This window comes from Maridesulfovibrio sp., assembly GCF_963678865.1.
Taxonomy (GTDB): domain Bacteria; phylum Desulfobacterota; class Desulfovibrionia; order Desulfovibrionales; family Desulfovibrionaceae; genus Maridesulfovibrio.
Genome location: NZ_OY787459.1, coordinates 2,851,434 through 2,876,047, shown reverse-complemented (window position 1 = coordinate 2,876,047; position 24,614 = coordinate 2,851,434). Strand labels below are relative to the sequence as shown.

The window sequence follows — 24,614 nt, the reverse complement described above, 5'->3', positions numbered from 1 at the left end:
TTGGTCACACCAGTCTGGGATTTTTTTACATATCGACTATTTCAACTTCCCTGTTCAGCAGGGCCGGATCTTTTGCATAAGCAGCAAGCACTTTGGCTCCCTCATCCATATAGCGGCTGATCTCGCTGACAAGCCTGCCGCGTTTGCACTGAACATTCTCGGGAGAATAGGACATTCCGTTTTTGCTTTTAAGCTCAATGGAAAATTTCAGTCCGGACTGTGCGGTCATCTTCTTTGGACCACGCTCGGATTCCTGCCCTACTACGGTCAGGACCGTTTTTTTCAAAATATCCCGTTTTTCCCAGAAAACCCGGTTCAAAGTTACTATTTCGCCGTTACTGAATTCAAGTTTTGCAGGGGATATTCCTTTGGAAAATTGATAACCGGAAGACAGAACAGGTTTCGGTCTGGATTTTAAACCGGAAACAAAGACAACTCCGGTTCCAAGTGCAGCAAAAACAAGCAGGCCGAGAACCAGAAAAAGAGGCTTCTTGAATGCGGGCATCACTTCTCAACACCTGTCCTTGCTTAATGTATATTAACATTCCAAAGACAGGCTTATACCCAAAACAACAACCATCTTCAATAAAGATCGTATTATAAATTTATTACACTAACTCCCGCCACGGCAACGAACAATCTTCGCGTCAGCCTGTTCCTTACGTTCATATTCTGCGGATGCTTCAACAGCATCTGCCCAAGAATCGTAGTTCCCGAAACGTACGCAATACCATTTGCGGTTATTGGCCGAAGGGACCTCGACAACATAAGCCGCATAACCCTGACCGGTCAGACGCTGGCGCACTTTGACCGCAGAATTCTCCCTGCGGTTGGAGCTGACCTGCACCGCGTAGCTAACCGGCTTAAGCCCGGCACTGATCCTCGGGGAAGGTTTAGTGCGTTTCCGGGCCTCCGCTGAGGAAAACTTATCCATATTCCGTTTTTCACGAACATCAAAAAACTGCCATGCCAGCGGACCGTCCAGAGGACGGGAATATACAAGATACTGCCCTTCACCATCGGACATGAAATTAAAAATGTCGTCCTCCGCCACCTTCATGGAGGAAACAACCCGGCCATTGCTGCGGTCAACAACCTGCAGACGGACAGCCGGATAAACCCCGCCTTCTTCCATGGCAAAAGAGATCGTGGAATTGACGGCGAAAACAGCAACTCCCGACTGCTTCCTGTCCTTGGAGACCACATTCAGCCCTTTGTAGGAAGGAGACTCAGTACGCACCGGCAAGGGCAGTGACATGACCGGATCACCATAAAAGACCAGACCGTAGAGAGGTTCAATACTCTCGCCATTGAGCCGATTCTGGGCAAATTGTGCCCGTGATTCAATCAAGGCATCTCCGATACGGTGTTTGCCGCTGAAATAAGCTTTGTGAAATTCCATGAGCAGCCGGGGCGTTCCGCTTGAATCGACCCGGAAAACCCGTCCATCATCCAGCTCAGCGCGGATTTCTCCCTTGCCCTTGCATCCGGTCATAACAGCCAGCCCTCCGCCGGGAGAAAGGACTATAGCCTCCGCAGGGGTAGGCATGGAAGCGTTGACAGTAGAAATCTCGCAAGAAGGATTAAGCACCATCGGCAGGCCGGGCTTGTACTCAAGATTCAATATCGCCGAAACCGGCACAACTCCATTCCCGGCCCTAAAACCGCCAGAGACAGCTTCAAGAGCCAGCCATTGGACAGAGACATCATCCTCAGCAAATGATTGCTGCAGGCGCTGCGGTGTAACCCCGCCGGCTGCGCCTAGATAACGGATAGCCTCAGGGCCGGCGATACCCTCCTGCTGCAGGTTGAAAAAAAGAAGCTCTGAGTCGGAAATAGTCTGACCGGAGAACCCCTCGCCGCCAATGAAGGATACCGGCCATGCCGGACGGAATTCCCGGTCCCCGTACCAGCGCTCATACTTGGCGGCCACGTCTTCAGCCTCAGTACAATCCCGTGCCGGAATCCTGCCCACCGGGAGCATATTTTCCGGTGCCGATGCAGAACCGCCATAAGCGTAATCTGAAAAATGGACTCCGGTTCCGTTTGCCGCGCTGAATCGGGCAGAGGGAACAACATCCCGGTTACCGAGAATAAGCACGGACATGAGTCCGCCGTCTTTGTTCAGACGGTCCACCTGCTCACGCACCCCGGAAAAGACATTTTCCGCAGACTCGGCAGTACCGTTAAAAGCCGGGACTTTCAGAATAACCGATTTAACTCCCTCGAATTCACGGTGCAGGTAGGAAAAATAACGGGCCGCACGCATAAAATCAGCAGTGCAGACAATCACATTTTTCTTTTCCTCCGTGTACGGGGCGGATGAGACTTTCACCGGATCGGGAGCAGGGACAGGTTCAACTGTTTTCCCGATTCCATTGACCTTGCAGCCGGAAATCAGAACCAGACATGAAAAGAGAACAAAGGGAACAAAATTTTTTTTCAGACTAATCATTTTCATTCTCCCTGCCTTCCCCGGCTTTACGCAAAATTTCATTCCAAACCATATCAACTGTGATGTCCGTCATGCATTTATGATGTTTCTCGGGACAGGTTTTACCGCCGTGCAACCCACACGGCCTGCATTGCAAATCTGCAGGACTTTCCAGCACTGTGGAACCTGCGCCACGCGGAAAAAAGCCGAACCTGCGCACGGTCGGCCCGAACATGGCCAGCACAGGCACCTTCTGCATCCATGCAATATGCATGGGTCCTGAATCATTGGTCACATACACATCCAACTGCCGGATATGCGCGGCCAACTGCTGCAGGCCAAGTTTTCCGGCAAGATTAATCACCGCATCGGCCCGCTTTGCCTGATCAAGAACAGATCGGCAAAGTCCGGTTTCGGCAGGACCGCCGAAAAAAATCACCTTAAACCCTTCAGCAACACACCTGTCGATGACCTGAGCGAAATTCTGTTCCGGCCATTTCTTGGTTTCCCACGTAGAACCGGGATGTACCCCTATCACCGGACGGTTGCCAAGACCCCTGAAAAAATCCTCCGCTTCGCCAAGCACTTCTGCCGGAAGCTCCAGCGTCACATCAGGGGCTATACCGGAAATGCCCAACGGCTCACCAAGTGCCAGCAGCCTTTCCACCTCTTCCAGTTCATCAAACCGCCGCTCCACAGTCTGCGAATAGATAAAACGGTTATACCACGGAGCAGCATAACCGATGCGGTCTTTAATCCCGGTAGACATGGCAACCACTGCCGAACGCATGCTGGTGTGAGCGGAAATCCAGAGATCAAATCCCTGCCTGCCCAGTTCAGCACCATAAGAACGGGCAGCGCTCATGCCTTTCTGAGCCCCTCGTTTGTCGAACCCATGCACCCCCGCAAGTTCCGGCTGGCCCTCAAAAAGAGCTTCCACTCCTTTACGCACGATTAGATGGATTTCAGCTTCAGGAAAACGCAAGGCAAGTGCCTTGATCAGGGGCAGGGTCAGTACCGCGTCACCAAGGAAAGCGGTCTGCCAAAGGGCTATTTTTTTATAATTATTATTCATTAAGATTTCATTGTGCAAAATTAAAAAAACATCTTCCCGGCTATGGAACTGACAATCAGGATTACCCCCACAGCCACAGTAACCAGCATTTCCGGATAAGGAGTAGTCCAACGAACACGCGACCCGACGCTCTTTTCAAAACGGTAAAACCGAAACGCCGCACTGGTCAGGATAACCATCCCCGAAACAATAATGAACACGCCGAGAAAATTCATTTCCTTAAGCATTATCGCCGGTGTTCCGGGCATCATTTTTTCCATATAAAGTCTGGCTTTTTCAATCACGAACCCAAAACCGAACAAACCCAATGCTGTCCGGCACCAAGCCAGAAAAGTCCGCTCATTAGCCAGCAGGGTTCTCATTCTGGCAAGCTCATTATTGTCCAGCTTTTCATTGTCAGGTCCAGCCATTTGCCAACTCCGGATTTTCTGGTCTACACTTCTTGATCTTGAATATGTATGCCTATAATCTGTAATGAGGATGCGGGCAACATCGTTCGCGAACAGAAACAACTTCCGGCCTCACGCCAAGTACGGCAGGCCGCACCAGAAAGGACCGAAAATGAAATATATCATGTTTGAGGATTTCTCCGGCGACCCGCTGCCCATAATCATCCCCAACCGCATCGGCTACCTCGAATTCAGGGAACAGATTCCCTACACCAACGTACTTTCCGCGGGATATGTGCAATTACGCCCCACCGGAATCACCTGCCACGGGGAAGCCAAAGAACTCGGCACCGCAGCCCGCCCGGAAGACGCCAAAATTATTTCGGAAAAGCTGGAAGCTCCTGAGTATTAAAACAAATCCCGTATTTACAAGACAAAATGGGCGGTTTCGACAATCAAGTCGGAACCGCCCATTTATTTAATTCTTAAAATATAGGTGCTTAATCGTACTTAACAGCACTGATTTTCATCAGCTTGTCCCAGGTGTGAACTGCTTCAATATGGCGCACAGTTCCGGTCTTGCCGCGCATGACCAGAGATGTGGTTTCCGCACCGTAGCCGAGGTAACGGACACCGCGCAGGAAAGTACCGCCGGAAATTCCGGTGGCAGAGAAGAATATATCATCGCTTTTGACCAGATCATTAACGGTCATGATGTTGCGCAAATCATAATTCTGGTCTTCAAGAGCAGCTTTCTCGGCCTCGGACTGGGGGTCGAATTTTGCGAACATTTCACCGCCCATAATGCGGATGGCACAGGCTGCAAGTACTCCCTCAGGGGTACCGCCGGTTCCGATCATAACATCGACCGGACTGCGGGGATCAACAACCATAAGCGCACCGGCAACGTCACCGTCGGTATGCAGCTGGATGCGTGCCCCGGCGTCACGAATTTCCTGAATCAGGCCGTGATGTCTGGGTTTTTCCAGAACAAATACAACGAGGTCGTCCACATCTTTGTTCAGAGCCTTGGCTATCTTGTTCAGGTTGTCCTTTACCGGAGCGTTGATATCAACCATATTCCTTGCTGCAGTAGGCACAACCAGCTTCTGCATGTAGTAACTGGGACCCGGATCAAGCATCATTCCGGTGGGAGCAACACCCACAACAGAAATTGCGTTAGGACGACCGTATGCCAGCAGATTCGTACCTTCAACGGGGTCCACGGCAACATCCATGCCCGGACCTTCGCCAACACCCAGCTTCTCGCCGTTGTAGAGCATGGGAGCGTGGTCTTTCTCGCCCTCACCGATAACAACTGTGCCGCTAATTTCAAGGCTGTTGAAGCTGAGACGCATGGCATCAACAGCAGCCTGATCGCCAGCGTTTTTGTCACCACGGCCCAGCCATCTGGCGGAAGCCAGTGCTGCAGCCTCGGTTACCCTAACAAGGTCAAGAGCCAAATTTCTCTGGGGAGCTTCCATTATCTATCTCCAAATGAGTGAAGTAAATTTTATTTAAGTTCCGAGCAACAATGCATATGCCCATTACACAAAAAGAACCGTCAGTCCAGCTTTCATACACCGTTCTCGAGCTCAGGTACACCAAAACAGAACCATAAGCCTGATCATATAAGATAGAAGTTGATTTTTCGGGCGTGCAAGCTTATTAGTGAAAACATCTAAACTTTTTTTAGAACGATTGCCTGTAATTTTACTGTTATCAGACTGGGCAAAACATTTATAAAACAGCCGACCGGGAAAAATGCGCAAATTTTTTATTCCAAACCTGATCATGGCCCTCTTTCTTGCTGGGTTGCTCGTTTCTGTCATCCCTGCCAGCGCCTTCGGGGCCAGCATAAAGGATGATTTCACCATTGCGTGGAAACAATTCCACGCCCTTTCCAAGGACAAAAAAAAATCCCAATACCGTTCTGAATGGGAAAAAGTAGGTAAAAAATTTCGCAATGTATTCAAGCGGTCCAGCCGTGGGACATACGCCCCTAAATCTCTTTATTATCTGGGCAGGACTTATGAAGAGCTGGGCAATCGAAGCGGCATAAAAAAAGATTTCCGCACTGCTGTCGACTACTATGGCCGCATGATCTCCAATTTTCCATCCCATCAATGGACAGACGACAGCATATACCGCCGGGCTGAAATACGACTGCGCAAACTTAACGAAAAAGATCTCGCCTATTCCGATTATCTGACCATTGTCCACCGTTATTCCAAATCGGACATGTATTCCAATGCCCGTAAACGGCTGGATTCCATGGACCGTAAAGGGATTTCAGGGGACGAGACAAAGCATAAGAAACCCTCGGGCACCATCATCCCGGCAAAAAAAGCTTCCCCTAAAAACAGTAAGGACTCATCCAGCCGGGCCAAGCTTTTATCTGTGCGCTACACAAGCAGTGAGACATACACCCGCGTGGTCCTCGACCTGGATGACGAGGTGCGTTACCGCTACCAGCTCCTGAACCCGAACCAGAGTGTAAACCGTCCGCACAGGCTGTACCTCGACCTTGAAAATACTGTACTCGGCAACGGGGTACACAAGGCCACCCATGTTGCCGACGGCATCCTCAAAGACATCCGCTCCGCACAGCGCGACCCCCGCACTACCCGTGTAGTGCTGGATTTCAATTCCATGCAGGACTATAAAATTTTTCCGCTGGAAAACCCCTTCAGACTGGTTATAGACGTTCAGGCCCCCGAAGAAGGAAAAGTAGTTGAGAATAAGAGCCCGGTCCATCATTCCACTTCCCGGAAATCCAAGACCCAAAAATACATTCCACCGGCAAACAGTAAAAAAATGGCCGGAGAACTTCTTGAACAGCTTGGTTTAACTTTCAAAACCATAATGCTTGACCCCGGCCACGGCGGGAAAGACCCCGGCGCTTCAGCCAATGGACTGAAAGAGAAAGACATCAACCTGCGCTTTACAAGAATCCTTGCCGCCAAGCTTAAAAAGGCAGGATTCTCAGTCATGTACACCAGATCCAACGACACATTCATTCCTCTTGAGGAACGAACTGCCATGGCCAATATCAAAAAAGCGGACATGTTCATCTCCATCCATTGCAACGCGCACCGCAGTACCAAGATCAACGGAATTGAAACCTACACATTGAACCTTGCCCGCAACCGCAACGCTGTCAGGGTTGCGGCTCGTGAAAACGCAGTTTCAGCAAAGAGAATCAGTGATTTACAGGTCATCCTTACTGATCTGATGCTCAATTCAAAAATGAAAGAAAGCAAGGATCTGGCACAAAACATCCATACAGGTTCCCTGAAAAACATCCGACGCAAATGGAACGTAAAAGATCAGGGTGTGCGCGAAGCACCATTTTACGTACTCATGGGTGCCAAGATGCCTTCGGTTCTTATTGAACTGGGTTACCTGACCAACCGAACCGAAGCTAAGCGGCTAAAGACTGATAGCTATCTTTCTTATATTGCCGACGGCATCGTAAAAGGTGTATTGGAATACAAAAAGCAGATTGAAAGGTACGCCAGCCTTTAAGAAGGAAAAACTCATGATCAACCTTGATATTCCCGGATTCGGTAAACTTGAGATCGAACACCTTGTGCTGGACTACAACGGCACCCTAGCTTTGGACGGCAACCTGTTGCCCGGCGTGGGCAAGCTACTCAAGGAACTGTCCGAAGATGTGCAGATCCATGTGCTTTCCGCCGACACATTAGGGCAGTGTGAAGAAGAACTTTCCGGCCTGCCGGTAACCATCCACATCATCAACGGAAGTCCCGAAGACAAGGCCAAACTAGATTACGTGAACTCACTCGGACCTGCCAAATGTGCCTGTATCGGCAATGGCCGCAACGATACGCTCATGCTTAAAGAAGCGTCACTGAGTATTATCATCTCGGGAGCCGAATGCATGTCCATGAAAGCGGCACGCGCTGCCGACCTCGTCGCTACTGATATATCCTGCGCTTTAGGCGTTTTTACCCATCCGGTACGGTTGTTGACTACCTTAAGAAATTGATTGGTGGTACCTAAAAAAAATCGCAGCCGGAGTTCGGATAAACCTCCATTAAAGCTTCGCAGCTTCATTTATTATATTTATGCTAGTTTTAAAATGCTCTGCGTGCAGACGCAAGCTATGGAAATATTACAAGATCGGCCAGGGTGAAGTTCATCGTTGCCATAAGGACCGAATCAAGAAAATATGGAATGCCGAAGAGCGAGACGGCAAGGTCTACTGCCCCTGCGGTAAAGCATTCGGAATTGACCGGGGAACATACTGGACCATGGACAAGAAAGCATTCACCTATTCGGGAACGAAGACCAATAACTAACTTAAATAAATCACCAAAAAAAAGCCCGTAATCTCATGAAAAGATTACGGGCTTTTTTCTGCAAATTAACGCTAAGCAAAACTGAATCCGTTCACTCCCTTGGCCTGAATATCTTTCAAAACCAGAGCTGCCCTGGTCAGGGTAGCATCAAGCCCTCCATCCGAAGCATTGCTGATAGTAAAAGAAGCGCTGGCAATAAATCGTCCAGAGCCGGAAACAATCTCTGAACTGGCAAGAGCGGCCTTGACTACACCGAGATCACGCTTCAAGGCTTCGAGGTCATCGGCCAGAATAAAAAATCCGCAATCGCTGCGTGCGGTCATTATCCAGCCGAGGGAATTCTGATCCAACAATGAAGAGGCCTTCTTCAGTGCCGCAAAACCTCCATCCCAGCCGTACCGCCCATTGATTTCCAGCATGTTGTCGATATTGAAGGCTGCGACAACAGGAGAGCGGCCCTGTTTTTGGGCTTTTTCAAAAAGATCACGTCCCTTATCAAGAAAAAAGTTGAGATTGTAAAAACCGGTCAAAGGATCACGGCTGTATGCATCTTTGATGGAACGGACCCGCTCAAGTTCATTAAGATTATTGGTCACCCGCCATGAAAATTCTTCCACCTCAAAAGGTTTTTTCAGAAAGTCGTTGGCCCCGCGTTTGAGAAATTTTGCTGTAATAGCCCCGGAATCATGGGCGGAGACACCAAGGATTGCCAACTGGTCACGGCTGTGGGTCTTGCGAACCTCACTGACCAGCTCAAATCCGTCCAAATTGGGCATTTCATAATCAGTCAGCAGCAACTTTACATCCGGGTTAGCCTTGATCAACTCAAGGGCCTCTGCCCCGTCTTTACCGGAAAGAACAGTGAAATTAAGACGCTCCAGCAATCTTTGCATAATCTTGCGGGCAGTGGAGTTGTCCTCGGCAACAACAACCTTTATTTCGTGGTTGGAATGAATGCGCCTGATAAGATCCACCATCTCCTCAAGATCTTCACGCCTGGACTTGTTAAAGTAATCCAGCACACTCTTCTCGATAAAACGGTTGCGGATGTCCTCATCAAACGTAGAAGTGAGGACAATGCAGGGAATCTTCCGGGAAAGAACATAATCAACGGCTTCACCGTCCGGTGCTCCCTTGATATTCAAGTTCAGGACGGCGATGAAAACATCCTCGCCATTATCGGCAAGCCTGTTTTCAAGCTCCTCCATGGAGTTGACCACCATGGTATCAAAAGGAGTTATGGATTCTATATGTTCAGTAATAATTCTAGCCTGAGTATTACTGGTTTCCACCACAAGAATTGTATTCTTAGCTGTCAGTCCGGACATGATGTCCCCCCTTATGGTTCTTATTCATTTGAATAGACGAATACAGGTAAGATATACTTCTGAGAAAGATAAAGGCAAGTCAAATCATTGCTGATGTATTATAATAAAACAGCAGATGACTCTACTACATGGTCCTATTCATCCACGCCCTGAGTTGTGTAAGTATCGACAATCTCGTCTGCATCAATTGGTTCCGGTGGATATTTGTCACTGGCGGAAATGGCTTCATCAACTTCTTTTTGGTGTTCAAGGTGCTCATCAAGATCTTTGGTAGCATTACGTGGAGTATACGACTCCTGTATTTCATTCACATTGGCCCCGACCACAGCCACCCCGACCACAGCAACAGTTCCCCAGATGCAGCCGGAACAGGGCAGGACAAAAACCAGAAAACACAGGGCTATAGACCATAATTTGGACAAAGCTATCAATGACTCCCCCGGCGAGAAGGCACCGGAAACCAAAAATTGTTTATTCAGTTGAACACAAATTTTTATAAAGATTGATTCATGGAGTACACCGCAAACGCTGATACCGCAAACACTCTTGAGCGGCCATGCAGGTGAATACTCATTTATATTTCTGCGCAACACTATTAAAAACATTAACCCAAAAATGTTTCGGTAAATATGTTTCGGTATTTTTTTCTTTTTTCGAAATTTATATGTTTTAAACGCACTTTTCCACTGTAATAGATAAATTAGTGTACAAACAATACACTAGAAGCCATGCATAATTTATAATTTAATCAGAATATCTGCAAAATTATATCTAATGTATTTGACAGTTACTACAATCTACTTTATCCATTATTCTTCCAACACCGAATTAGTGCAATAATAATCCCAAAAGGAGATTCCAAGTGGAAGATTATCTGAAAGAAGCTTTGGAAATTGTCAAAGCACAGGCAAGCGTAAGAACCATGAGTGAAGAAGAAATGACTTCCATGGTCCGCAAGCTGTCTGCCGGCATTCAGGCCATTGCTGAAAATGCCCTCCCCGCACAGGAAGAAGCTCCTGCATGTGAGCCCAAAAAATCCATTAAGGAAAAATCCATTGTTTGCTGTGAATGCGGAAAATCCTTTAAGATCATTACCAAGAAGCATCTCGCTTCCCACGGTCTTACTCCAGATGAGTACCGCGAAAAATACAACCTCAAGAAAAAGACCCCTCTGGTCTGCAAATCCCTGCAGCGTGAACGCCGCAAAAAGATGAAGGAAATGAAGCTCTGGACCAAACGCGGTAAATAGAGCTTCCCGCAACATTTCCGTAAATTGAAAAGCGCGGTAAACCAATTGGTTTACCGCGCTTTATTAATTTATCATGAACACCTTCTGCCTATCTTTTCACAATTCCTTTTCTGTTTTATAGAAACAGCTGAACATGCTGCTATCAACCTGATCCGGGTAGAACCCCCTTATGAACAGAAGAACATTCCTGAAAACTATATTTTCAATATCCTTCGGGGCAGCCCTGTGCGGTATCCCCGGCTTTGCCTGTGCTCAGGAAGCGACCCGCGCAGTGGAAGAGAAGGACCTCAAGGATTACCTGCATCGCATGGCCAATTTTGACACCCCCCAACCGGGAGATATCATTCTTGAAAAAAAAGAACTGGTCCTGCTTAAATCATCACTGAGCAGATTGCGCCGGGTACAGCAGACAGTAGGATTCGGCAATTTCTGCGTGCTGAGCTTTGATGATGTCTTAAAATTCGGGCGCAATTATTCCGCTGTCGGCAGGTTTACCGAGCAGGAAAAAAATTTTCTCGACATGCTTTTCCACTTCGATGCCCATGATTATGGTTTTCTTGGAGAAAAACCAGTGGACAAGTTGACCGCTTCCATCCCCCGCAAAAAACTGGTCAAGATTCCGCGCACAGGCAATTTTCTCTACCGGGGAGAACCGCAGAAAAAATACATGGAAATCCGCAAGGAACTGGGCAAAAAAGTATACCTCACATCCGGGGTACGCGGAGTTATCAAACAATTCATCCTATTTCTTGCCAAAGCGGAAGCCAACAACGGCAATCTGTCACTGGCCTCCCGTTCGCTGGCTCCTCCGGGATATTCTTACCACGGGGTCGGGGATTTCGATGTCGGTGAAAAAGGACTTGGAGCCGCAAACTTCAGCGCCCGCTTTGCCGAAACCGGAACCTGCATCAAGTTGCGCGAACACGGCTACCTGCAACTGCGCTACCCGGAGAACAACCTGCTCGGTGTCCGTTTTGAACCTTGGCATATTAAAGTCTGATTGATGCGCTTCGCGCTTTTTGGGTAAGTTTCTACGGCCTCTCCAAAAACTTTTATCGTGCTTTGCACTGTCGGAGCTTAACCGGCTGCTGCTAAAGTTTTTGTTTTTTAAGACGATACAGTTGATACACATTGGCTTACGCGTTTACTTTGTGCTCAAAAATGGATAATTGTAGTTTATTGATGGGCCACATGAACGATAACTGAGACGGGTTTAATCAGCATGAGTAAAATTCTGCAGCAGGATGAGGTTGATGCTCTATTAAGGGGCCTTTCCGGTGGAGAGGTTGAAGCGGAGCAGGACATACCGGATGACGACTCCGGTGTTGTCTCTTTTGACCTTGCCAACCAGGACCGCATTATCCGTGGTCGTATGCCTGTTCTTGAAATCGTCAACGACCGTTTCGCGCGTCTTGCCACCAACAACCTTGCCAACACCATGCGCAAGCGGGTGGACATCAACCCCATCTCCATTGATATGTCCAAATTCGGGGACTTCATGCGTTCCCTGCCTGTACCTACATCTCTTTCCATTTTCAAAATGGACCCCCTGCGCGGCAATGCCATTCTCGTTGTTGACTCCCGTCTGGTCTTCGCTCTGGTGGAAAGTTTTTTCGGAGGCTCCGGCTCCCAGCCCAAGGTAGAGGGCCGCGACTTTACCCCCATCGAACAGGCCATTGTAGACCGGGTTGTAAAAATAGCCCTTTCCAACCTCGAAGATTCATGGCGCCCGGTGCATGAAGTCCACCTTGAGCTGGTCCGTTCAGAGGTCAACCCGCAGTTTGCAGCGATTGTACCGCCCTCAGATGTTGTTGTAGTCATCACCTTTGAGGTTGAACTGGAAAACGCCATCGGCTCACTCATCGTCTGCCTGCCCTACTCTACTCTGGAACCCATCCGTTCCAAGCTGCACGCTTCCTTCCAGTCAGAACGCCTTGAAATCGACCACGTCTGGGTCAGCCGTTTCAAGGAAAGACTGCTGGAAACTCCGGTGGAACTGCTGGTTCGACTTGGGAAGACCAAAATAACCGGCCGCCAGCTTCTCAATCTTGAAGAAGGCGATCTGCTGCTTCTCGATACGGACGAAGAAGATATGCTTGAATGTGAAGTCGGCGGGGTCCTCAAATATCTAGGCTCTCCCGGACGGGTTAAAGCAAACCGAGCCTTCCAGATTGCTCAGGCAATTGAACCGAAAATGACGTAGCAGGCGACAGCTTAAGCTGCATTGAAATTTTTTTCGTATGCTTTTTTCAGCTTGGATCCTTTAAAAAATACCTACCCTTAACTCTCTTGACTCACGCCTTGTGCCTGCCTATTATAATTTGTTTTTTTTATTCCAATTTTAAAACTATCGGACAAACAAACTCAGCATGACAAAAATCACAGGACTGATTCTGACATACAATGGAGAAAGATTACTTGATAAAGCTTTGAGCAGCCTCTCCTTTTGCTCGGAGATTCTCGTTATTGACTCAGGCTCTACTGACTCAACCCTCGAAATTGCTAATAAACATAACGCCCGCATAGTACATAATGACTGGAACGGAGCCATTGAACAACACAAATTTGCTCAGACATTAATTAATACAAAATGGGTCGTAACCATAGATCAAGACGAACAGATTTCCCATGAATTACGCGATAGCATCATAAATATGCTCCACAAACCAGACAACTGCGATGGATATTTCTGCTCAAGAAAATCATGGTATCTGGATAGATTCATAATGCACAGCGGCTGGTATCCGGATAAGCTTTTCCGTGTATACAAACTGGACGGAATCACAATTGGTGGAATCCGCCCGCATGAAGAATTGCGCCCTAAAAACAAAGCCGGTGAACTTTCAGGGGATATCATCCACTACCCCTATGGCGATTTTTTTCACCACCTCCACAAAATAAACATTTACACACGCGATGCTGCAAATGACTTGTATTCAATGGGCAAAACAAGTTCTGTATTTTCTGCGCTGCGGCGCGCTATCGGCAAATTCATAAAACAATACATTATTCAGCAGGGATTTCGTGACGGTAAGGCGGGCCTTATCATTGCCATCCACGGTTTTTTCTACACCTTTCAAAAATACATCCGGCTGGTTGAATTGGAAATGAAGGACAGAAAATGATCAAAGAAGATAAACCGCAAATTATCGAACTGCCCAAAATCAATGACAACAGGGGAAACCTGACTTTTATTGAAAACAGTCGCCATATTCCTTTTGATATCAAAAGAGTGTACTATCTATATGACGTTCCCGGCGGAGAGACCCGTGGAGGACATGCCCATAAGAAGCTCAGGCAATACATCATCGCTGCTTCCGGCAGCTTTGACGTAGTGCTTGATGACGGTAAGACCAAAACCAAGTTCTCACTGAACAGGTCGTACTACGGGCTGTACATCCCGACCATGACATGGCGTGAGCTTGAAAACTTCTCTTCCGGTTCCGTTTGTCTGGTGCTGGCCTCGGAATATTATGATCCGAGTGACTATTACTACAGCTATGATGAATTCATAAAGGCGGTAAAAAAAAATGAAGCAGATTAAATTTCTCGACGTAGGCTGGACATACCAGGCTCTTGCCCCGAAAATAGACGCAGCCGCAAAACGTGTTCTTGAATCAGGCTGGTTCATTCACGGTGACGAAGTAAAAGCCTTTGAAAAAGAATTCGCACTCTACACCGGAGCTAAAAACTGCATCGGCTGCGGTAACGGACTGGAAGCAATTGAGTTGACCCTGCGCGCTGCCGGTGTCGGTCCCGGTGATGACGTGCTGGTCCCTTCAAACACCTTTATCGCCACATGGCTGGCGGTAACCAGAACCGGAGCCAACATTATTCCGGTTGAGCCTGTGGAAGCCACCTACAACATGGATCCGGCCAAACTTGAAGCCGCATTGACCCCGAATACCAAGGCCATAATCCCGGTTCATCTCTATGGCCAACCCGCAGATATGGACCCGATCATGGAATTTGCGGAAAAGCACTCCCTGTTCGTTGTCACGGATGCCGCACAGGCCCACGGCGCGGTCTACAAAGGACGTATGTCCGGCACATTGGGCCATGCTGCAGCCTTCAGCTTCTACCCCGGCAAGAACCTCGGTGCCTTCGGAGACGGCGGAGCTGTAACCACTATGGATGACAACATAGCCGAGCAGGTTCGCAAACTTGCCAACTACGGTTCTACTGAAAAGTATGTTCACGAATACAAGGGATTTAACAGCAGACTTGACGAAATGCAGGCCGCATTCCTGCGTGTGAAACTAGACAAGCTGGACAACTGGAACTGGACCCGCAAAACCATTGCCGGAATTTATCTGGAAGGGCTCAAAGAGACCCCACTGATTCTTCCGGTAATCGGTGAAGGAATCCAATCCGTCTGGCACATTTTCGTCGTTCGCTGCAAAGACCGCGACGCCCTGATCAGCCATCTTGCCGAAAACAAAATCGAGGCTTCCATCCATTACCCAATCCCTCCGCACAAACAGGGGGCGTATAAGGAGATGGAAAACCTTTCCCTGCCCATCAGCGAGGCTATCCACAACGAAGTGCTCTCCCTGCCCATGGGACCGCATATGACTGAGGAAGATGCCCGTAGGGTTGTAAACGTTGTAAAAGATTTTTTTAATTAAAAATAAAAACGGACCCGAAATTTCGGGTCCGTTTTTATATCTGTTCCAGCTTAAACACAGCCTACATATCTTTCAATAATTCTGAAATTTCATCCACATCCAGAAACCACGGATTGCTATCTGATCCATATGAAAAATTTTCCGGGACCGGTTTGCCTGCACATGCGCCGCTTCTGGATTCGCATCCATCAAATGCCGGGGCAATTACATAATACTCTGAAAATTCATAACTGTTGCGGGCTTCATCTTCAGGAAGCATTAACTCATGCAGTTTTTCTCCCGGCCTGATCCCTACTAAATCTATTACACATTCCGGGCAGATGGCCTTGGCCAAATCAATTATTCTTGTACTGGGAATCTTGGGGATAAAAATTTCTCCCCCCTGCATATCAGCGAACCGCTCAAGAACAAAACGCGCTCCCTGCTCCAGCGTAATCCAGAACCGGGTCATTCTCTCGTCCGTAACAGGAAGCCTGCCGGTTGATTTCATTTTCCTGAACAAAGGAACAACACTGCCCCTGCTGCCCAGCACATTGCCATAACGAACTACGGAAAAAATTGTATTTTCTTCAGCCGCATATGAATTCGCGGCCACAAAGAGTTTATCGGAGCAAAGCTTTGTCGCCCCGTACAGATTAAGCGGATTTACCGCCTTATCTGTGGATAACGCGATAACCTTGCTCACATTCATGTCGATGCAGGCATCAATGAGATTTGAAGCCCCGTCAATATTCGTCTTGATCGCTTCAATAGGATTGAATTCCGCTGCCGGGACCTGTTTCAATGCTGCGGCATGGATAACAATATCCACTCCGTTCAAGGCCCGGTGCAGTCTTTTCTTATCCCGGACATCACCCATGAAGAAACGGATTCTGCCTCTCTGTGCTCCGAACTCTTCCGCCATATTCCGCTGCTTACGTTCATCACGGCTGAAAATAATCACTGTCCCCACATCATATTCACGCAGTAATATTTCCGCACATTTCCGGCCGAACGATCCAGTCCCACCTGTGATCAGGATTCTCTTATTCTTAAAGCTCATTTTCCGCTCTCGAGTTGGATCAAACCAATTTTTAGCACATCAACAACTCTGTTTTGCTCCTCTGCTGTCAGCCCCGGAAATATCGGCAGGGAAAGAATCTCCTTGGCCGCCTTCTCCGCAACAGGACACAGTCCCTCTCCCGTACCCAGCTCACATCTGTACAGGGTCATCAAATGCACCGGAAGATAATGCACATTAACCATAATCCCCCCGGAACGCATCAAACGGAACAAATCATCACGCACAGCGTTATCAACACGGACTACATAGAGATGATTGGCATGCCCCGGCTCCCTGCGTAACGGCGCAACAGCACTGAAATTGCTGAAAACTTCATCATAGATGCCGGCTATTCTTTCCCGCTCCCTTAAAAAAAAATCCAACTTGTCCAACTGGCTGCAACCCAACGCACAATGGATATCACTCAGGCGGTAATTTCCCCCCGGCCTTTCAATGTCGTAAACATAAGAGGCTGAATGCTCGCGTTTTTTGAAGTCGCTGGTTATGCCATGATTACGGAAACTTGCTGCTGCGGCTGCGATTTCGGCATCATCGCTGACCAGCATCCCGCCTTCTCCAGTGGTAATAGCCTTTACCGGATGGAAACTGTAAATAGTTATATCTGCCTGCTGGGCCGGGGTTAAGCCTCCCTGTTCGCTCCCCAGTCCGTGACAGCAATCGGACAGCAAAGTAAGGCCATTCTTATCGGCAATGGCCCGCAAAACGGGATAGTCGCAGGGCTGTCCGGCGTAATCCACGGCGAATATGGCCTTTGTTGCCGGAGTGACCAATGATTCAACCGATTGCGGGTCAATAAGCAGCGAATCCGGCAGGACATCAGCAAAGACAGGTTTTGCCCCACAATTCAGAATACAATTGGCTGTAGCGGCAAAAGTAATGGGAGTAGTTATAACTTCATCGCCCGGACCAAGCCCGAGAGCAGCGACGGCTCCCATCAACGCGGTGCTGCCGCTGCTGAAGGCCACACCGTATCCGGCCCGCACCCGGTCCGCAACTTTCCTTTCAAACCGCTCTACTGCAGGCCCGGTGGTAAGCCATCCAGATTCAAGACAGGAAACTACTGCCTGAACATCCTCTGCATCAATAAACTGCCGTCCGTAAGGGATTATCTTTTCCCCCATCAACATTTCCCCCGCACTTCCGCCAATCGGCATAATTCCTCTTTTGAAATCCGGTACCCATTTTTATTTGATACGTATTCGAAACCCTGAGCGACCTTTTGCCCGCTTCCCCCTACTTCTGCACGTTCAAAATAACGGTAGACAGGCTGTATGACGTACCGGTCATCATACTCATATGTATTTGCAGCCTCGCTTCCGGGAATCATCACGCAATGCTTTTCCTCTCCAAGCGACAGCCCTTTCACCTCGACCTCAGCATCAGGACAAAGAGCATCCAGCATACCACCGACACTCATGCTTGGGCTTTTGGGAATAAAAATTTCCCCTCCGTTCATTACCTCAAGACTGCTCACGGTAAATTCCACAGCCTTCTGTACAGGCATAAAAAAACGGGTCATTTCTGGATCGGCAATGCGGACTTTACCACTCAGGGATGCCTTCAAAAAGCGGCCCGGCAGATCTCCTTGGCAACCTATAAAATTCCCGAATCGGGCAACAGAAAAACGAGTTCCACCGCTTCCGGCATAACTATTGCCGCTGACAAACAACCGGTCTGAACACAGTTTCGTGGCTCCGAATAAGCTTACCGGATTAGCCGCCTCTTCCGTGGAAATGGCGATTACTTTGGGCACATTTCTATCAATGGCAGCTTCAACAATATTCTGGGAGCCGATTATATTTGTCTTTACTGCTTCATACGGATTGTATTCGCAGGCAGGAACATCATGCAATGTGGCGGCATGGATAATTACATCTATATTTGCAAAGGCCCGGTGCAAACGGTCAGGATCACGAATGTCCCCTAAAAAATAACGTAGACAGGGATAATCAACAGGAGAAAACCGGCATTGCATTTCATACTGCTTAAACTCATCTCTGCTGAAAACAACAAGCCGCTTCGGATTGTAAAGGCTTAAAACGGTCTTCACAAACTTCTGTCCGAACGAGCCGGTTCCACCTGTAATCAGGATGGATTTATTGTTGAGCATCCACTTTCTCCTTCAAGAATAATAACTGGCGAACATGAACTAATGACCTTTAGTGGAACAATAAAAAAATCCCCACCCGATGGCGAGGATTTTTACAGCAGCATGGAAGCGGAATTATTTTAAAGCTTGGTTACAAATAATATTCGAATGGGATATCCCGGCTTATTGACCATTTCGCTCTGAATGACCCGGTAGGCGTGGTAATCCAGTCCTGTGCAGTATTCACGCACGGCCAAATCCTCTTCGTCACCTCCGGGATGCCCGGCATAAATGGCAATACAAAGCATACCTCCCTTGGCAAGAATTTCCAAAGAGGCTTTGATCGCTGCGAGCGTAGTCTCGGATTTGGTTATAACCGTCTTGTCACTGCCCGGAAGAAACCCGAGGTTGAACATTACGACGTTAACCAGCCCATGAAATTCCGCAGGAATCAATTCAAGCATGTTTTCATGCCCGGAATGAAAAATGGTCCAGTTTTGCGGCAGACACTCTTCATTGAGTCGTTCTTCAGTCTGCTTCACGGCCTGTTCCTGAACATCAAAACCGAAAACACGCCCCTCGGACCCGGCCATCTCTGAAAGAAATACAGTATCATAGCCGTTGCCCACAGTCGCATCAACGCCAATACAGCCGGGTTCCACCACTTCACAAATAACTGATTTGGCAAAAGAAAGAATATTATTAGAAATCATATGACAGCGAATCCCCACTAAAAGGTTTTGGGATTCTTAAACCCTTTTGCAAAAGGGTTTAAGGCCCCGGCAGAGTCGCCGAAGGCATTCAAACTAAAACCTGAGATACTTGTTAAGCTTACCGGATTTGGAAAACTGTCGCTCGGTGGTGCCGAAAGTAGTCGTACCGCTGATGGTATAAGACGAATTCGGCAATCTCTTCCAATCCAGAGTAGCACTGCCCTTGGCTGTTACCGGGATCGGCTGTCCGCAACTGAAGGAGTTGAGCTGGAACTGCTTGCCTGACAGTACGGCGTTCACATTGACGTCTTCAGCAATCATCCCGCCGGGAATTTCAACAGCATCTGAGCGAACCACAAGACTACCTGTGCGCGGCGGAGCTCCCCATTCAGGAAAACCCACATCAGAAGTAATACGGACTTTACCGCCCAGCCCGTCCATCTGGATCAATTTTGCCAGATCAACCCCGCCGCCAAGGGTCAGGGATTTGGCCTGAAACAACCTTGCGGTCAAGGTCGGTCCGGTATTGACCCGCACCTCAATAAGCGGAGAAAAACCGAGCGAAACGCCAAGCTGGGGCACTGTGATGGTCAGCCCTTTATTCGTGGTCACGTAAACATTTGTTACTTCGAAGGAAAAAGGTCCGGCACTTATGAAATCGCCCCACTGAATAGTGGCCTTGGATATTTTGGAATCAGCCAGTTTAAAGGCCTGTGACCATGCCACTTCCCAGGGCATAAACAGAAAAGCCCCCAGAATCAGACCTGCCAGAAACAGAAAAAAAGCCTTGAGCGTTTTTTTAAAAGAAAATTTTAAAGAAATATTGGGGATAAATTTCATCCGGCTGACCTACCTGACAAGAATGATCTGCACATCAGCCAACTCAGGGGAGTCCAGCCTGTGGTTGATATTGAAATTTGTAACCTTCAAGGCTCCGCGCACATTAAAATCACGCAGCAGAGCCACCAGCTCCGGTAGATTCAGAGATTCAAGCAGAACCTGCACCCCCTGTCCAGAATTCGCTCCGGCCTGCAAGGGACGCAAGGAAGCCAGCCTGCCGTCAAGCCCAAGATCACGGACAACCTGCTGAGCCGCGGTCATGGGTTCCCGGTCCACCAGTGCTCCGCGGGAAGATTCTCCAGCCTTAAGCTGCTCCACCAGAGGAACCACCTTGGCGTACTTCTGCTTACTGGAAAGTATAGTCCGCTCAGCTTTGGATTGCGACTCGGCCAGCCCGGACCAGATCATAAAAAGAATCAACGCCCATCCCGCAACCAAAGCTGCAAAAAAAAGCTTCTGCTTTTCCGCAGGCCAGTCCTGCCAGATATAAAATCTCTCCAGATCCATTACACTACCTGAGGTTAGCGGTTATACTCAGCACGCAGACTTATGCTGATGCCGCCTTCAATATTATTGGCCTGTTCCAGCACAAAATTGAACCGGCTGTCAGCAGCCAGCTTTTCCATCATGGCATCCAATTCTTCATAGCTGCTAACCTTACCGCGGATATTACCGGAATCAGCACCAAGAGAAAATCCTTCTATCTCAATGCCGACAGGCGCGCTTTCGCTAAGCACAGCCAGCAGACCGAGCACATCAACACCGCCGCTCTCACCGCCGCTTTTAAGCTGGTCCAGCTTGTATAAGATCTTTCCGTAAGGGTCAGATCCGGGGTTTGGCCCAAGAGCACTGACATAAACTTCCTTGAGTTTGCCACGCCACTCTTTTGCCTGCACGCTGCTCTGTTGCCAGCGGTGATATTGTCCGGCGATAAAAAGAACTCCGATCAATGAAACCAGTATTGCAGCCACTGCGTAGGGCTTATAGTCGATAACTATTGATTTGTCGGTTCCTGAACGGACTCCGCTGACCAAGTTAAGTCTGGACCAACGGATCTTCTTTTTATGCAGAACTGCGCATGCTTTTTCCAGATCCATCTGTTCGGGATCACTTTCAAGTCCTAGCCGTTCAAGCCTGCTTGCGAACTCTCCCTCACCGCCACGGAAATAAGTCAGCTCATCCTCACAGGCAAGAAGGCGCATGCCCTGTCCTTTCCAGTTCCACACGGAAAGACCTTCAGCAACCGCAGCTCTCCAGCAAACTGTAAATTCAGAAGTCAATACCGTTGCTTTGGCCAGAACATCACGATGCAGGTCAAGAAAACGGTTCAGCAGGTCATGTTCACTGTAACCAAGCACGGCCCCGCCGGAAGGACGCAAAACCTTGAATTTATCTCCCTTCGCAGGAAATGAATAATTCATCTGCATAATAGTCGCAGACTTGGCATGGCGGGCCTTGATGGCCCCGCGGGGCTTAAAGAAAAAGAAAAGGGGATCAGGCAACAAGGCAACCACCGGATGCCTGTTCTTTTCAGCAGGTCCTTCCGATTCCGAAAGGGTCTTGCCGTCAAACATCATCCACCGGTGTCCATTTCCCTTGAATGAAAGTATATATACAATTTTTTTAAAGGCCATCTATGGCTTTGTCCTATACCTGTTAGCAGGGTGTTTGTCCATTTACTGATCTTCCACAAAAGTCACCGAAATATTATTTTGGTATAGAAGCGAAGTTTCCCCGATTTCAAGAGCATTGCTACGCGAAACTACATACCTCTTGACCAACGTGCAGTCCCCCACAGTGGCCGAAACCCTTGCCTCGAAAATTTCTGATTTCACTCCCAACTCTGCCATCATATTCATATAAAGTGTGGATCCTGAATCCAACCCGACAACAGAAAGAACCTGACTGATATCAGTGAAACCTCTAGTTCTGCGCCAATGTATAATTCTCTCCACACCTTTACCCAGATCCGGGAACAAAGCATTTAAAAGGCTCCGTGACACAAAATTGATATTTATTTTACCTGAGCCCCAGACGGTAACATTATCATCAACCCATTCCCGGCCCAAATCCTCCCATCCGCGGACCAAAAGAAGTTCTTCAGGGACTTTCAGTTTACCGCCCCGAGGAGCATAAGACGGGAATTGCGATGCGTAAAAAAAAGAATCAATCTTCTTCAGCTTGGAGTTAACACTTTTACCCGTCCAGACTGCAAGGCTACCGGCCATGGTTTTTACGTCAGCCCCGCGTGGAAGCAGGTTGCTCAAAATAGACAAAGCCCTTTTGCTGTCAGAGGACTCGATCAGTTTATTGATATTTATCTTGCTGTCGCAGGGAGTAATTTGAATCACAAGTCCATCGTCCTCCCACTTCCTGGCCCACTCTTCACGCGGTGTATCAGAAAAGGGAGTATTATCATCCTTGAGTATATCATAAACCATGTACAACGCTTCTTCAGCCTTGAACCCGGCCTCATATTCATTGCGGACCCGGCTGGCTTCAACTGCACCACGGGAACTGACCTCAATAGTCATCAGAGTCAGTCCGGACAGGGCCATGAACAAAACCAGCACGATAACCAGAACAACTCCGCGTGAATTTTTATCGCGATTATTCCGTAGCATAAGGAATCCTCTCGACAAGCATCACATCTTTGCCGTCTTCAAATCTCAGTTTCAGTCTAATCGCCTTGGTCACAGCATTACCGCTCATTGCTCTGGCTACCTGCTGCGAACTGGTCAGCCAGATATTCTTCTCCGCATCAAGAAATTCCATGCCCCATGATTCAAGACCGCGCATTAAGAGATATGAATTCTCGAACTCAAGATCATCCGAAGTTTCAATACGCCTGATCATATTCGAAGAAAGATCCCATGTTACCACAACAGAGCCGACCCCATCTCTTAAAATACAATGACTTGTAGCCAGAGAGAACCCGTTTTCAAGTTCCCCGACAGAAGATCCGGGCTTGATATTCTGCAAATCCCGATAAAGGATACGACGTAAAGTGAACATGCGGGATGAAAGCCCTGAGCTGGAGCGGACGACCTCATTATTTGTGATCGACTGCCCAAGCACCATGGCAACCATACTCATCAGCAGCCCGGAAAGGACCAGCCCGATAAGCACTTCAATAAGTGAAAAACCCTTTTGAGAATCACTGGGGATATGGTTGCGTTGAAAAAAAATCATTTAAACAGCTTCTTTTTGTGTGAAACCCGGTAGATTTTCCAATTCAGGGTATAATTTTCGCTACGGGTTTCCAGAGTGTAGAAAGCTTTACCGGTGGAAGAAACCGTTTCCAATCCGACCTTGAAACTTCCTTCAGGAGGACCGGGCCAGGGAACCCAGCTGGAGGAAAGAACAGTCATTTTATCTGGATATTTATGAGCCAGAATATCCTGAGAAAGATTGAGGACATTCCACGAATCAGTAGAAGACTGCGCCATAAGAGCACTCTGACGCTGCACACCCAGAAAACTTATGGACAGCGTTGCGGCAATGGTCAGGGCCACAATGATTTCTATAAGCGAAAATCCGTTCTTCTGCGCCACAGCTACATCTCCCCGAACCGAACCGCCAGCGGGTCCAGAACAACGGTCAAACCATCTGAAAAGACCAGCCGCACTTCATCGCAAAAACCTTCAGGATAAATAACAAACTCAACCTCGTCTCCATCAATGGGAGATTCATTGAAATGACCGCTGGATACAGCCGAAGAAAAGGAAGCCTCCTCTTTATCCCATCTGACAAGTCCATTCTCGAAGTTAATGTACACATACTGGCGGGAATCACTCACCACGGCTTCTGTCTTTGCCGCATAAACGAGAGCGTTGACTGAACTGAGACTGTCGTCCGTGCTATCACCGGCAAGATCAAGATTGGGCATGAGCGTAAACCAGCCCATGCCCACAATGAACAGAACAATCAAAAGTTCTATGAAAGTCAGTCCGCCGGAGAAACGGCGGGCAGCATGCATATCCATAATATTTTATTGATTCCCGCTATTCCCAGCTTTTAATGTCGGCGTCGTAATCTTCCCCGCCTTCCATACCGTCTGCGCCGAGGGAAATCAGTTCATAAGGACGCCCTTCCTCACCCGGACTTCTGTAGATATACTCATAACCCCAAGGATCAACAGGAGCTGACACGGAATCAAGATAGCCGCCTTTACGGTAGTTACGAGGAACAGGGCGGGTTTCCGGCTTGGTAATCAGAGCCTTAAGTCCCTGCTCAGTGGTGGGGTAACGGCCGGTATCCAGCTTGTAAAGTTTCAGGGCGGAATCAAGAGCCTTCATGTCCATCTTGGCTTTGGTGACTCTAGCCTCGTTAGGCCGGTCCATAATTTTGGGCACCAGCATGGACGCCAGCAGCCCCAGAATAACAATAACAATCATCAACTCAATAAGACTGAAACCACGCTGATCTTTTTTAAAGTCAGCCATACGAATTCTTCTTTTCTGCATAATATCCTCTGCTTA

General features: G+C 48.3%; 29 protein-coding genes. 10 read left to right on the top strand and 19 right to left on the bottom strand.

Annotated features, from left to right (window positions below):
* Nucleotides 1-25: 25 nt before the first annotated feature.
* From ACKU41_RS13215 to ACKU41_RS13200, 4 genes are all read right to left on the bottom strand, one after another.
* Nucleotides 26-505 carry a hypothetical protein gene (locus ACKU41_RS13215; RefSeq protein ID WP_321401425.1) on the bottom strand — a complete coding sequence of 160 codons (480 nt, stop codon included), beginning with the start codon at nucleotides 503-505 and terminating at the stop codon, nucleotides 26-28.
* 108 nt (nucleotides 506-613) lie between these two features.
* Complete coding sequence (locus ACKU41_RS13210) at nucleotides 614-2,455, bottom strand: C25 family cysteine peptidase (protein ID WP_321401423.1); 1,842 nt, start codon at nucleotides 2,453-2,455, stop codon at nucleotides 614-616.
* Nucleotides 2,448-3,509 carry a glycosyltransferase family 9 protein gene (locus tag ACKU41_RS13205; RefSeq protein WP_321401421.1) on the bottom strand — a complete coding sequence of 354 codons (1,062 nt, stop codon included), beginning with the start codon at nucleotides 3,507-3,509 and terminating at the stop codon, nucleotides 2,448-2,450. The genes ACKU41_RS13210 and ACKU41_RS13205 overlap by 8 nt, the downstream gene beginning before the upstream one ends.
* Before the next feature lie 20 nt (nucleotides 3,510-3,529).
* On the bottom strand, nucleotides 3,530-3,919 hold the full coding sequence (locus ACKU41_RS13200) for a DUF202 domain-containing protein (RefSeq protein WP_319777849.1): 390 nt from the start codon (nucleotides 3,917-3,919) through the stop codon (nucleotides 3,530-3,532).
* Nucleotides 3,920-4,070: 151 nt separating this feature from the next.
* On the opposite strand from ACKU41_RS13200, the gene ACKU41_RS13195 reads away from it, so the two are divergent.
* Complete coding sequence (locus ACKU41_RS13195) at nucleotides 4,071-4,310, top strand: hypothetical protein (RefSeq protein ID WP_319777848.1); 240 nt, start codon at nucleotides 4,071-4,073, stop codon at nucleotides 4,308-4,310.
* An 88-nt stretch (nucleotides 4,311-4,398) separates the two neighbouring features.
* Here ACKU41_RS13195 and glpX read toward each other — a convergent pair whose 3' ends face one another.
* Nucleotides 4,399-5,382 (bottom strand): class II fructose-bisphosphatase, encoded by a 984-nt coding sequence (gene glpX, locus ACKU41_RS13190; RefSeq protein ID WP_319777847.1) that lies wholly within the window; start codon nucleotides 5,380-5,382, stop codon nucleotides 4,399-4,401.
* A 280-nt stretch (nucleotides 5,383-5,662) separates the two neighbouring features.
* On the opposite strand from glpX, the gene ACKU41_RS13185 reads away from it, so the two are divergent.
* The 3 genes from ACKU41_RS13185 (at nucleotide 5,663) to ACKU41_RS13175 (ending at nucleotide 8,223) form a co-directional block, all read left to right on the top strand.
* Nucleotides 5,663-7,426: an N-acetylmuramoyl-L-alanine amidase gene (locus ACKU41_RS13185; protein ID WP_321401418.1), complete on the top strand. Its 1,764-nt coding sequence runs from the start codon at nucleotides 5,663-5,665 to the stop codon at nucleotides 7,424-7,426.
* A 13-nt stretch (nucleotides 7,427-7,439) separates the two neighbouring features.
* A complete protein-coding gene (locus tag ACKU41_RS13180) occupies nucleotides 7,440-7,910 on the top strand; it encodes an ATPase P (RefSeq protein WP_319777845.1) in 471 nt (156 codons plus the stop codon).
* A gap of 79 nt (nucleotides 7,911-7,989) precedes the next feature.
* The gene (locus ACKU41_RS13175; protein WP_321401415.1) at nucleotides 7,990-8,223 is read left to right on the top strand and encodes a hypothetical protein; all 234 of its coding nucleotides are present in this window, start codon (nucleotides 7,990-7,992) and stop codon (nucleotides 8,221-8,223) included.
* A 71-nt stretch (nucleotides 8,224-8,294) separates the two neighbouring features.
* Here ACKU41_RS13175 and ACKU41_RS13170 read toward each other — a convergent pair whose 3' ends face one another.
* Together ACKU41_RS13170 and ACKU41_RS13165 are read right to left on the bottom strand one after the other, a co-directional pair.
* Entirely contained in the window at nucleotides 8,295-9,551 is a 1,257-nt protein-coding gene (locus ACKU41_RS13170) for a response regulator (protein WP_321401413.1), read from the bottom strand.
* Nucleotides 9,552-9,685: 134 nt separating this feature from the next.
* The gene (locus tag ACKU41_RS13165; protein WP_319777842.1) at nucleotides 9,686-9,973 is read right to left on the bottom strand and encodes a hypothetical protein; all 288 of its coding nucleotides are present in this window, start codon (nucleotides 9,971-9,973) and stop codon (nucleotides 9,686-9,688) included.
* A 440-nt stretch (nucleotides 9,974-10,413) separates the two neighbouring features.
* Here ACKU41_RS13165 and ACKU41_RS13160 point away from each other — a divergent pair, with 440 nt between their 5' ends.
* From ACKU41_RS13160 to ACKU41_RS13135, 6 genes are all read left to right on the top strand, one after another.
* Nucleotides 10,414-10,800, top strand: a complete 387-nt coding sequence (locus tag ACKU41_RS13160) for a MucR family transcriptional regulator (RefSeq protein WP_319777841.1) — start codon at nucleotides 10,414-10,416, stop codon at nucleotides 10,798-10,800.
* A gap of 169 nt (nucleotides 10,801-10,969) precedes the next feature.
* Nucleotides 10,970-11,800, top strand: a complete 831-nt coding sequence (locus tag ACKU41_RS13155; protein ID WP_321401411.1) for a M15 family metallopeptidase — start codon at nucleotides 10,970-10,972, stop codon at nucleotides 11,798-11,800.
* Between the two features lie 222 nt (nucleotides 11,801-12,022).
* On the top strand, nucleotides 12,023-13,003 hold the full coding sequence (gene fliM / locus ACKU41_RS13150) for a flagellar motor switch protein FliM (protein ID WP_319777839.1): 981 nt from the start codon (nucleotides 12,023-12,025) through the stop codon (nucleotides 13,001-13,003).
* Between the two features lie 166 nt (nucleotides 13,004-13,169).
* A complete protein-coding gene (locus ACKU41_RS13145; RefSeq protein WP_319777838.1) occupies nucleotides 13,170-13,925 on the top strand; it encodes a glycosyltransferase family 2 protein in 756 nt (251 codons plus the stop codon).
* Nucleotides 13,922-14,344: an FdtA/QdtA family cupin domain-containing protein gene (locus ACKU41_RS13140; RefSeq protein WP_319777837.1), complete on the top strand. Its 423-nt coding sequence runs from the start codon at nucleotides 13,922-13,924 to the stop codon at nucleotides 14,342-14,344. Before ACKU41_RS13145 ends, ACKU41_RS13140 begins: the two co-directional genes overlap by 4 nt.
* Nucleotides 14,331-15,428 carry a DegT/DnrJ/EryC1/StrS family aminotransferase gene (locus ACKU41_RS13135; protein WP_321401404.1) on the top strand — a complete coding sequence of 366 codons (1,098 nt, stop codon included), beginning with the start codon at nucleotides 14,331-14,333 and terminating at the stop codon, nucleotides 15,426-15,428. Before ACKU41_RS13140 ends, ACKU41_RS13135 begins: the two co-directional genes overlap by 14 nt.
* Nucleotides 15,429-15,489: 61 nt before the next feature.
* On the opposite strand, the gene pseB is transcribed toward ACKU41_RS13135, so the two are convergent.
* The 12 genes from pseB to gspG form a co-directional block, all read right to left on the bottom strand.
* Entirely contained in the window at nucleotides 15,490-16,470 is a 981-nt protein-coding gene (gene pseB / locus ACKU41_RS13130) for a UDP-N-acetylglucosamine 4,6-dehydratase (inverting) (RefSeq protein ID WP_321401402.1), read from the bottom strand.
* On the bottom strand, nucleotides 16,467-17,612 hold the full coding sequence (locus tag ACKU41_RS13125) for an aminotransferase class I/II-fold pyridoxal phosphate-dependent enzyme (RefSeq protein WP_321401400.1): 1,146 nt from the start codon (nucleotides 17,610-17,612) through the stop codon (nucleotides 16,467-16,469). Before ACKU41_RS13125 ends, pseB begins: the two co-directional genes overlap by 4 nt.
* Nucleotides 17,612-18,601, bottom strand: a complete 990-nt coding sequence (locus tag ACKU41_RS13120) for a polysaccharide biosynthesis protein (protein ID WP_321401398.1) — start codon at nucleotides 18,599-18,601, stop codon at nucleotides 17,612-17,614. The genes ACKU41_RS13125 and ACKU41_RS13120 overlap by 1 nt, the downstream gene beginning before the upstream one ends.
* 119 nt (nucleotides 18,602-18,720) lie before the next feature.
* A complete protein-coding gene (locus ACKU41_RS13115) occupies nucleotides 18,721-19,293 on the bottom strand; it encodes a class I SAM-dependent methyltransferase (protein ID WP_321401396.1) in 573 nt (190 codons plus the stop codon).
* A 93-nt stretch (nucleotides 19,294-19,386) separates the two neighbouring features.
* Nucleotides 19,387-20,133, bottom strand: coding sequence for a hypothetical protein (locus ACKU41_RS13110; protein WP_321401394.1), 747 nt, complete (start codon nucleotides 20,131-20,133; stop codon nucleotides 19,387-19,389).
* A 9-nt stretch (nucleotides 20,134-20,142) separates the two neighbouring features.
* On the bottom strand, nucleotides 20,143-20,640 hold the full coding sequence (gene gspM / locus ACKU41_RS13105) for a type II secretion system protein GspM (RefSeq protein WP_321401392.1): 498 nt from the start codon (nucleotides 20,638-20,640) through the stop codon (nucleotides 20,143-20,145).
* Nucleotides 20,641-20,654: 14 nt separating this feature from the next.
* The gene (locus ACKU41_RS13100; RefSeq protein WP_319777829.1) at nucleotides 20,655-21,767 is read right to left on the bottom strand and encodes a hypothetical protein; all 1,113 of its coding nucleotides are present in this window, start codon (nucleotides 21,765-21,767) and stop codon (nucleotides 20,655-20,657) included.
* Nucleotides 21,768-21,809: 42 nt separating this feature from the next.
* On the bottom strand, nucleotides 21,810-22,757 hold the full coding sequence (locus ACKU41_RS13095) for a type II secretion system protein GspK (protein ID WP_321401389.1): 948 nt from the start codon (nucleotides 22,755-22,757) through the stop codon (nucleotides 21,810-21,812).
* Nucleotides 22,744-23,325: a prepilin-type N-terminal cleavage/methylation domain-containing protein gene (locus ACKU41_RS13090; protein ID WP_321401386.1), complete on the bottom strand. Its 582-nt coding sequence runs from the start codon at nucleotides 23,323-23,325 to the stop codon at nucleotides 22,744-22,746. The genes ACKU41_RS13095 and ACKU41_RS13090 overlap by 14 nt, the downstream gene beginning before the upstream one ends.
* Complete coding sequence (locus ACKU41_RS13085) at nucleotides 23,322-23,687, bottom strand: type II secretion system protein (RefSeq protein WP_321401384.1); 366 nt, start codon at nucleotides 23,685-23,687, stop codon at nucleotides 23,322-23,324. Before ACKU41_RS13085 ends, ACKU41_RS13090 begins: the two co-directional genes overlap by 4 nt.
* A 2-nt stretch (nucleotides 23,688-23,689) precedes the next feature.
* Nucleotides 23,690-24,118, bottom strand: coding sequence for a prepilin-type cleavage/methylation domain-containing protein (locus tag ACKU41_RS13080; RefSeq protein WP_321401381.1), 429 nt, complete (start codon nucleotides 24,116-24,118; stop codon nucleotides 23,690-23,692).
* Nucleotides 24,119-24,137: 19 nt separating this feature from the next.
* Nucleotides 24,138-24,599 carry a type II secretion system major pseudopilin GspG gene (gene gspG / locus ACKU41_RS13075; protein WP_319777824.1) on the bottom strand — a complete coding sequence of 154 codons (462 nt, stop codon included), beginning with the start codon at nucleotides 24,597-24,599 and terminating at the stop codon, nucleotides 24,138-24,140.
* Nucleotides 24,600-24,614 lie beyond the last annotated feature (15 nt).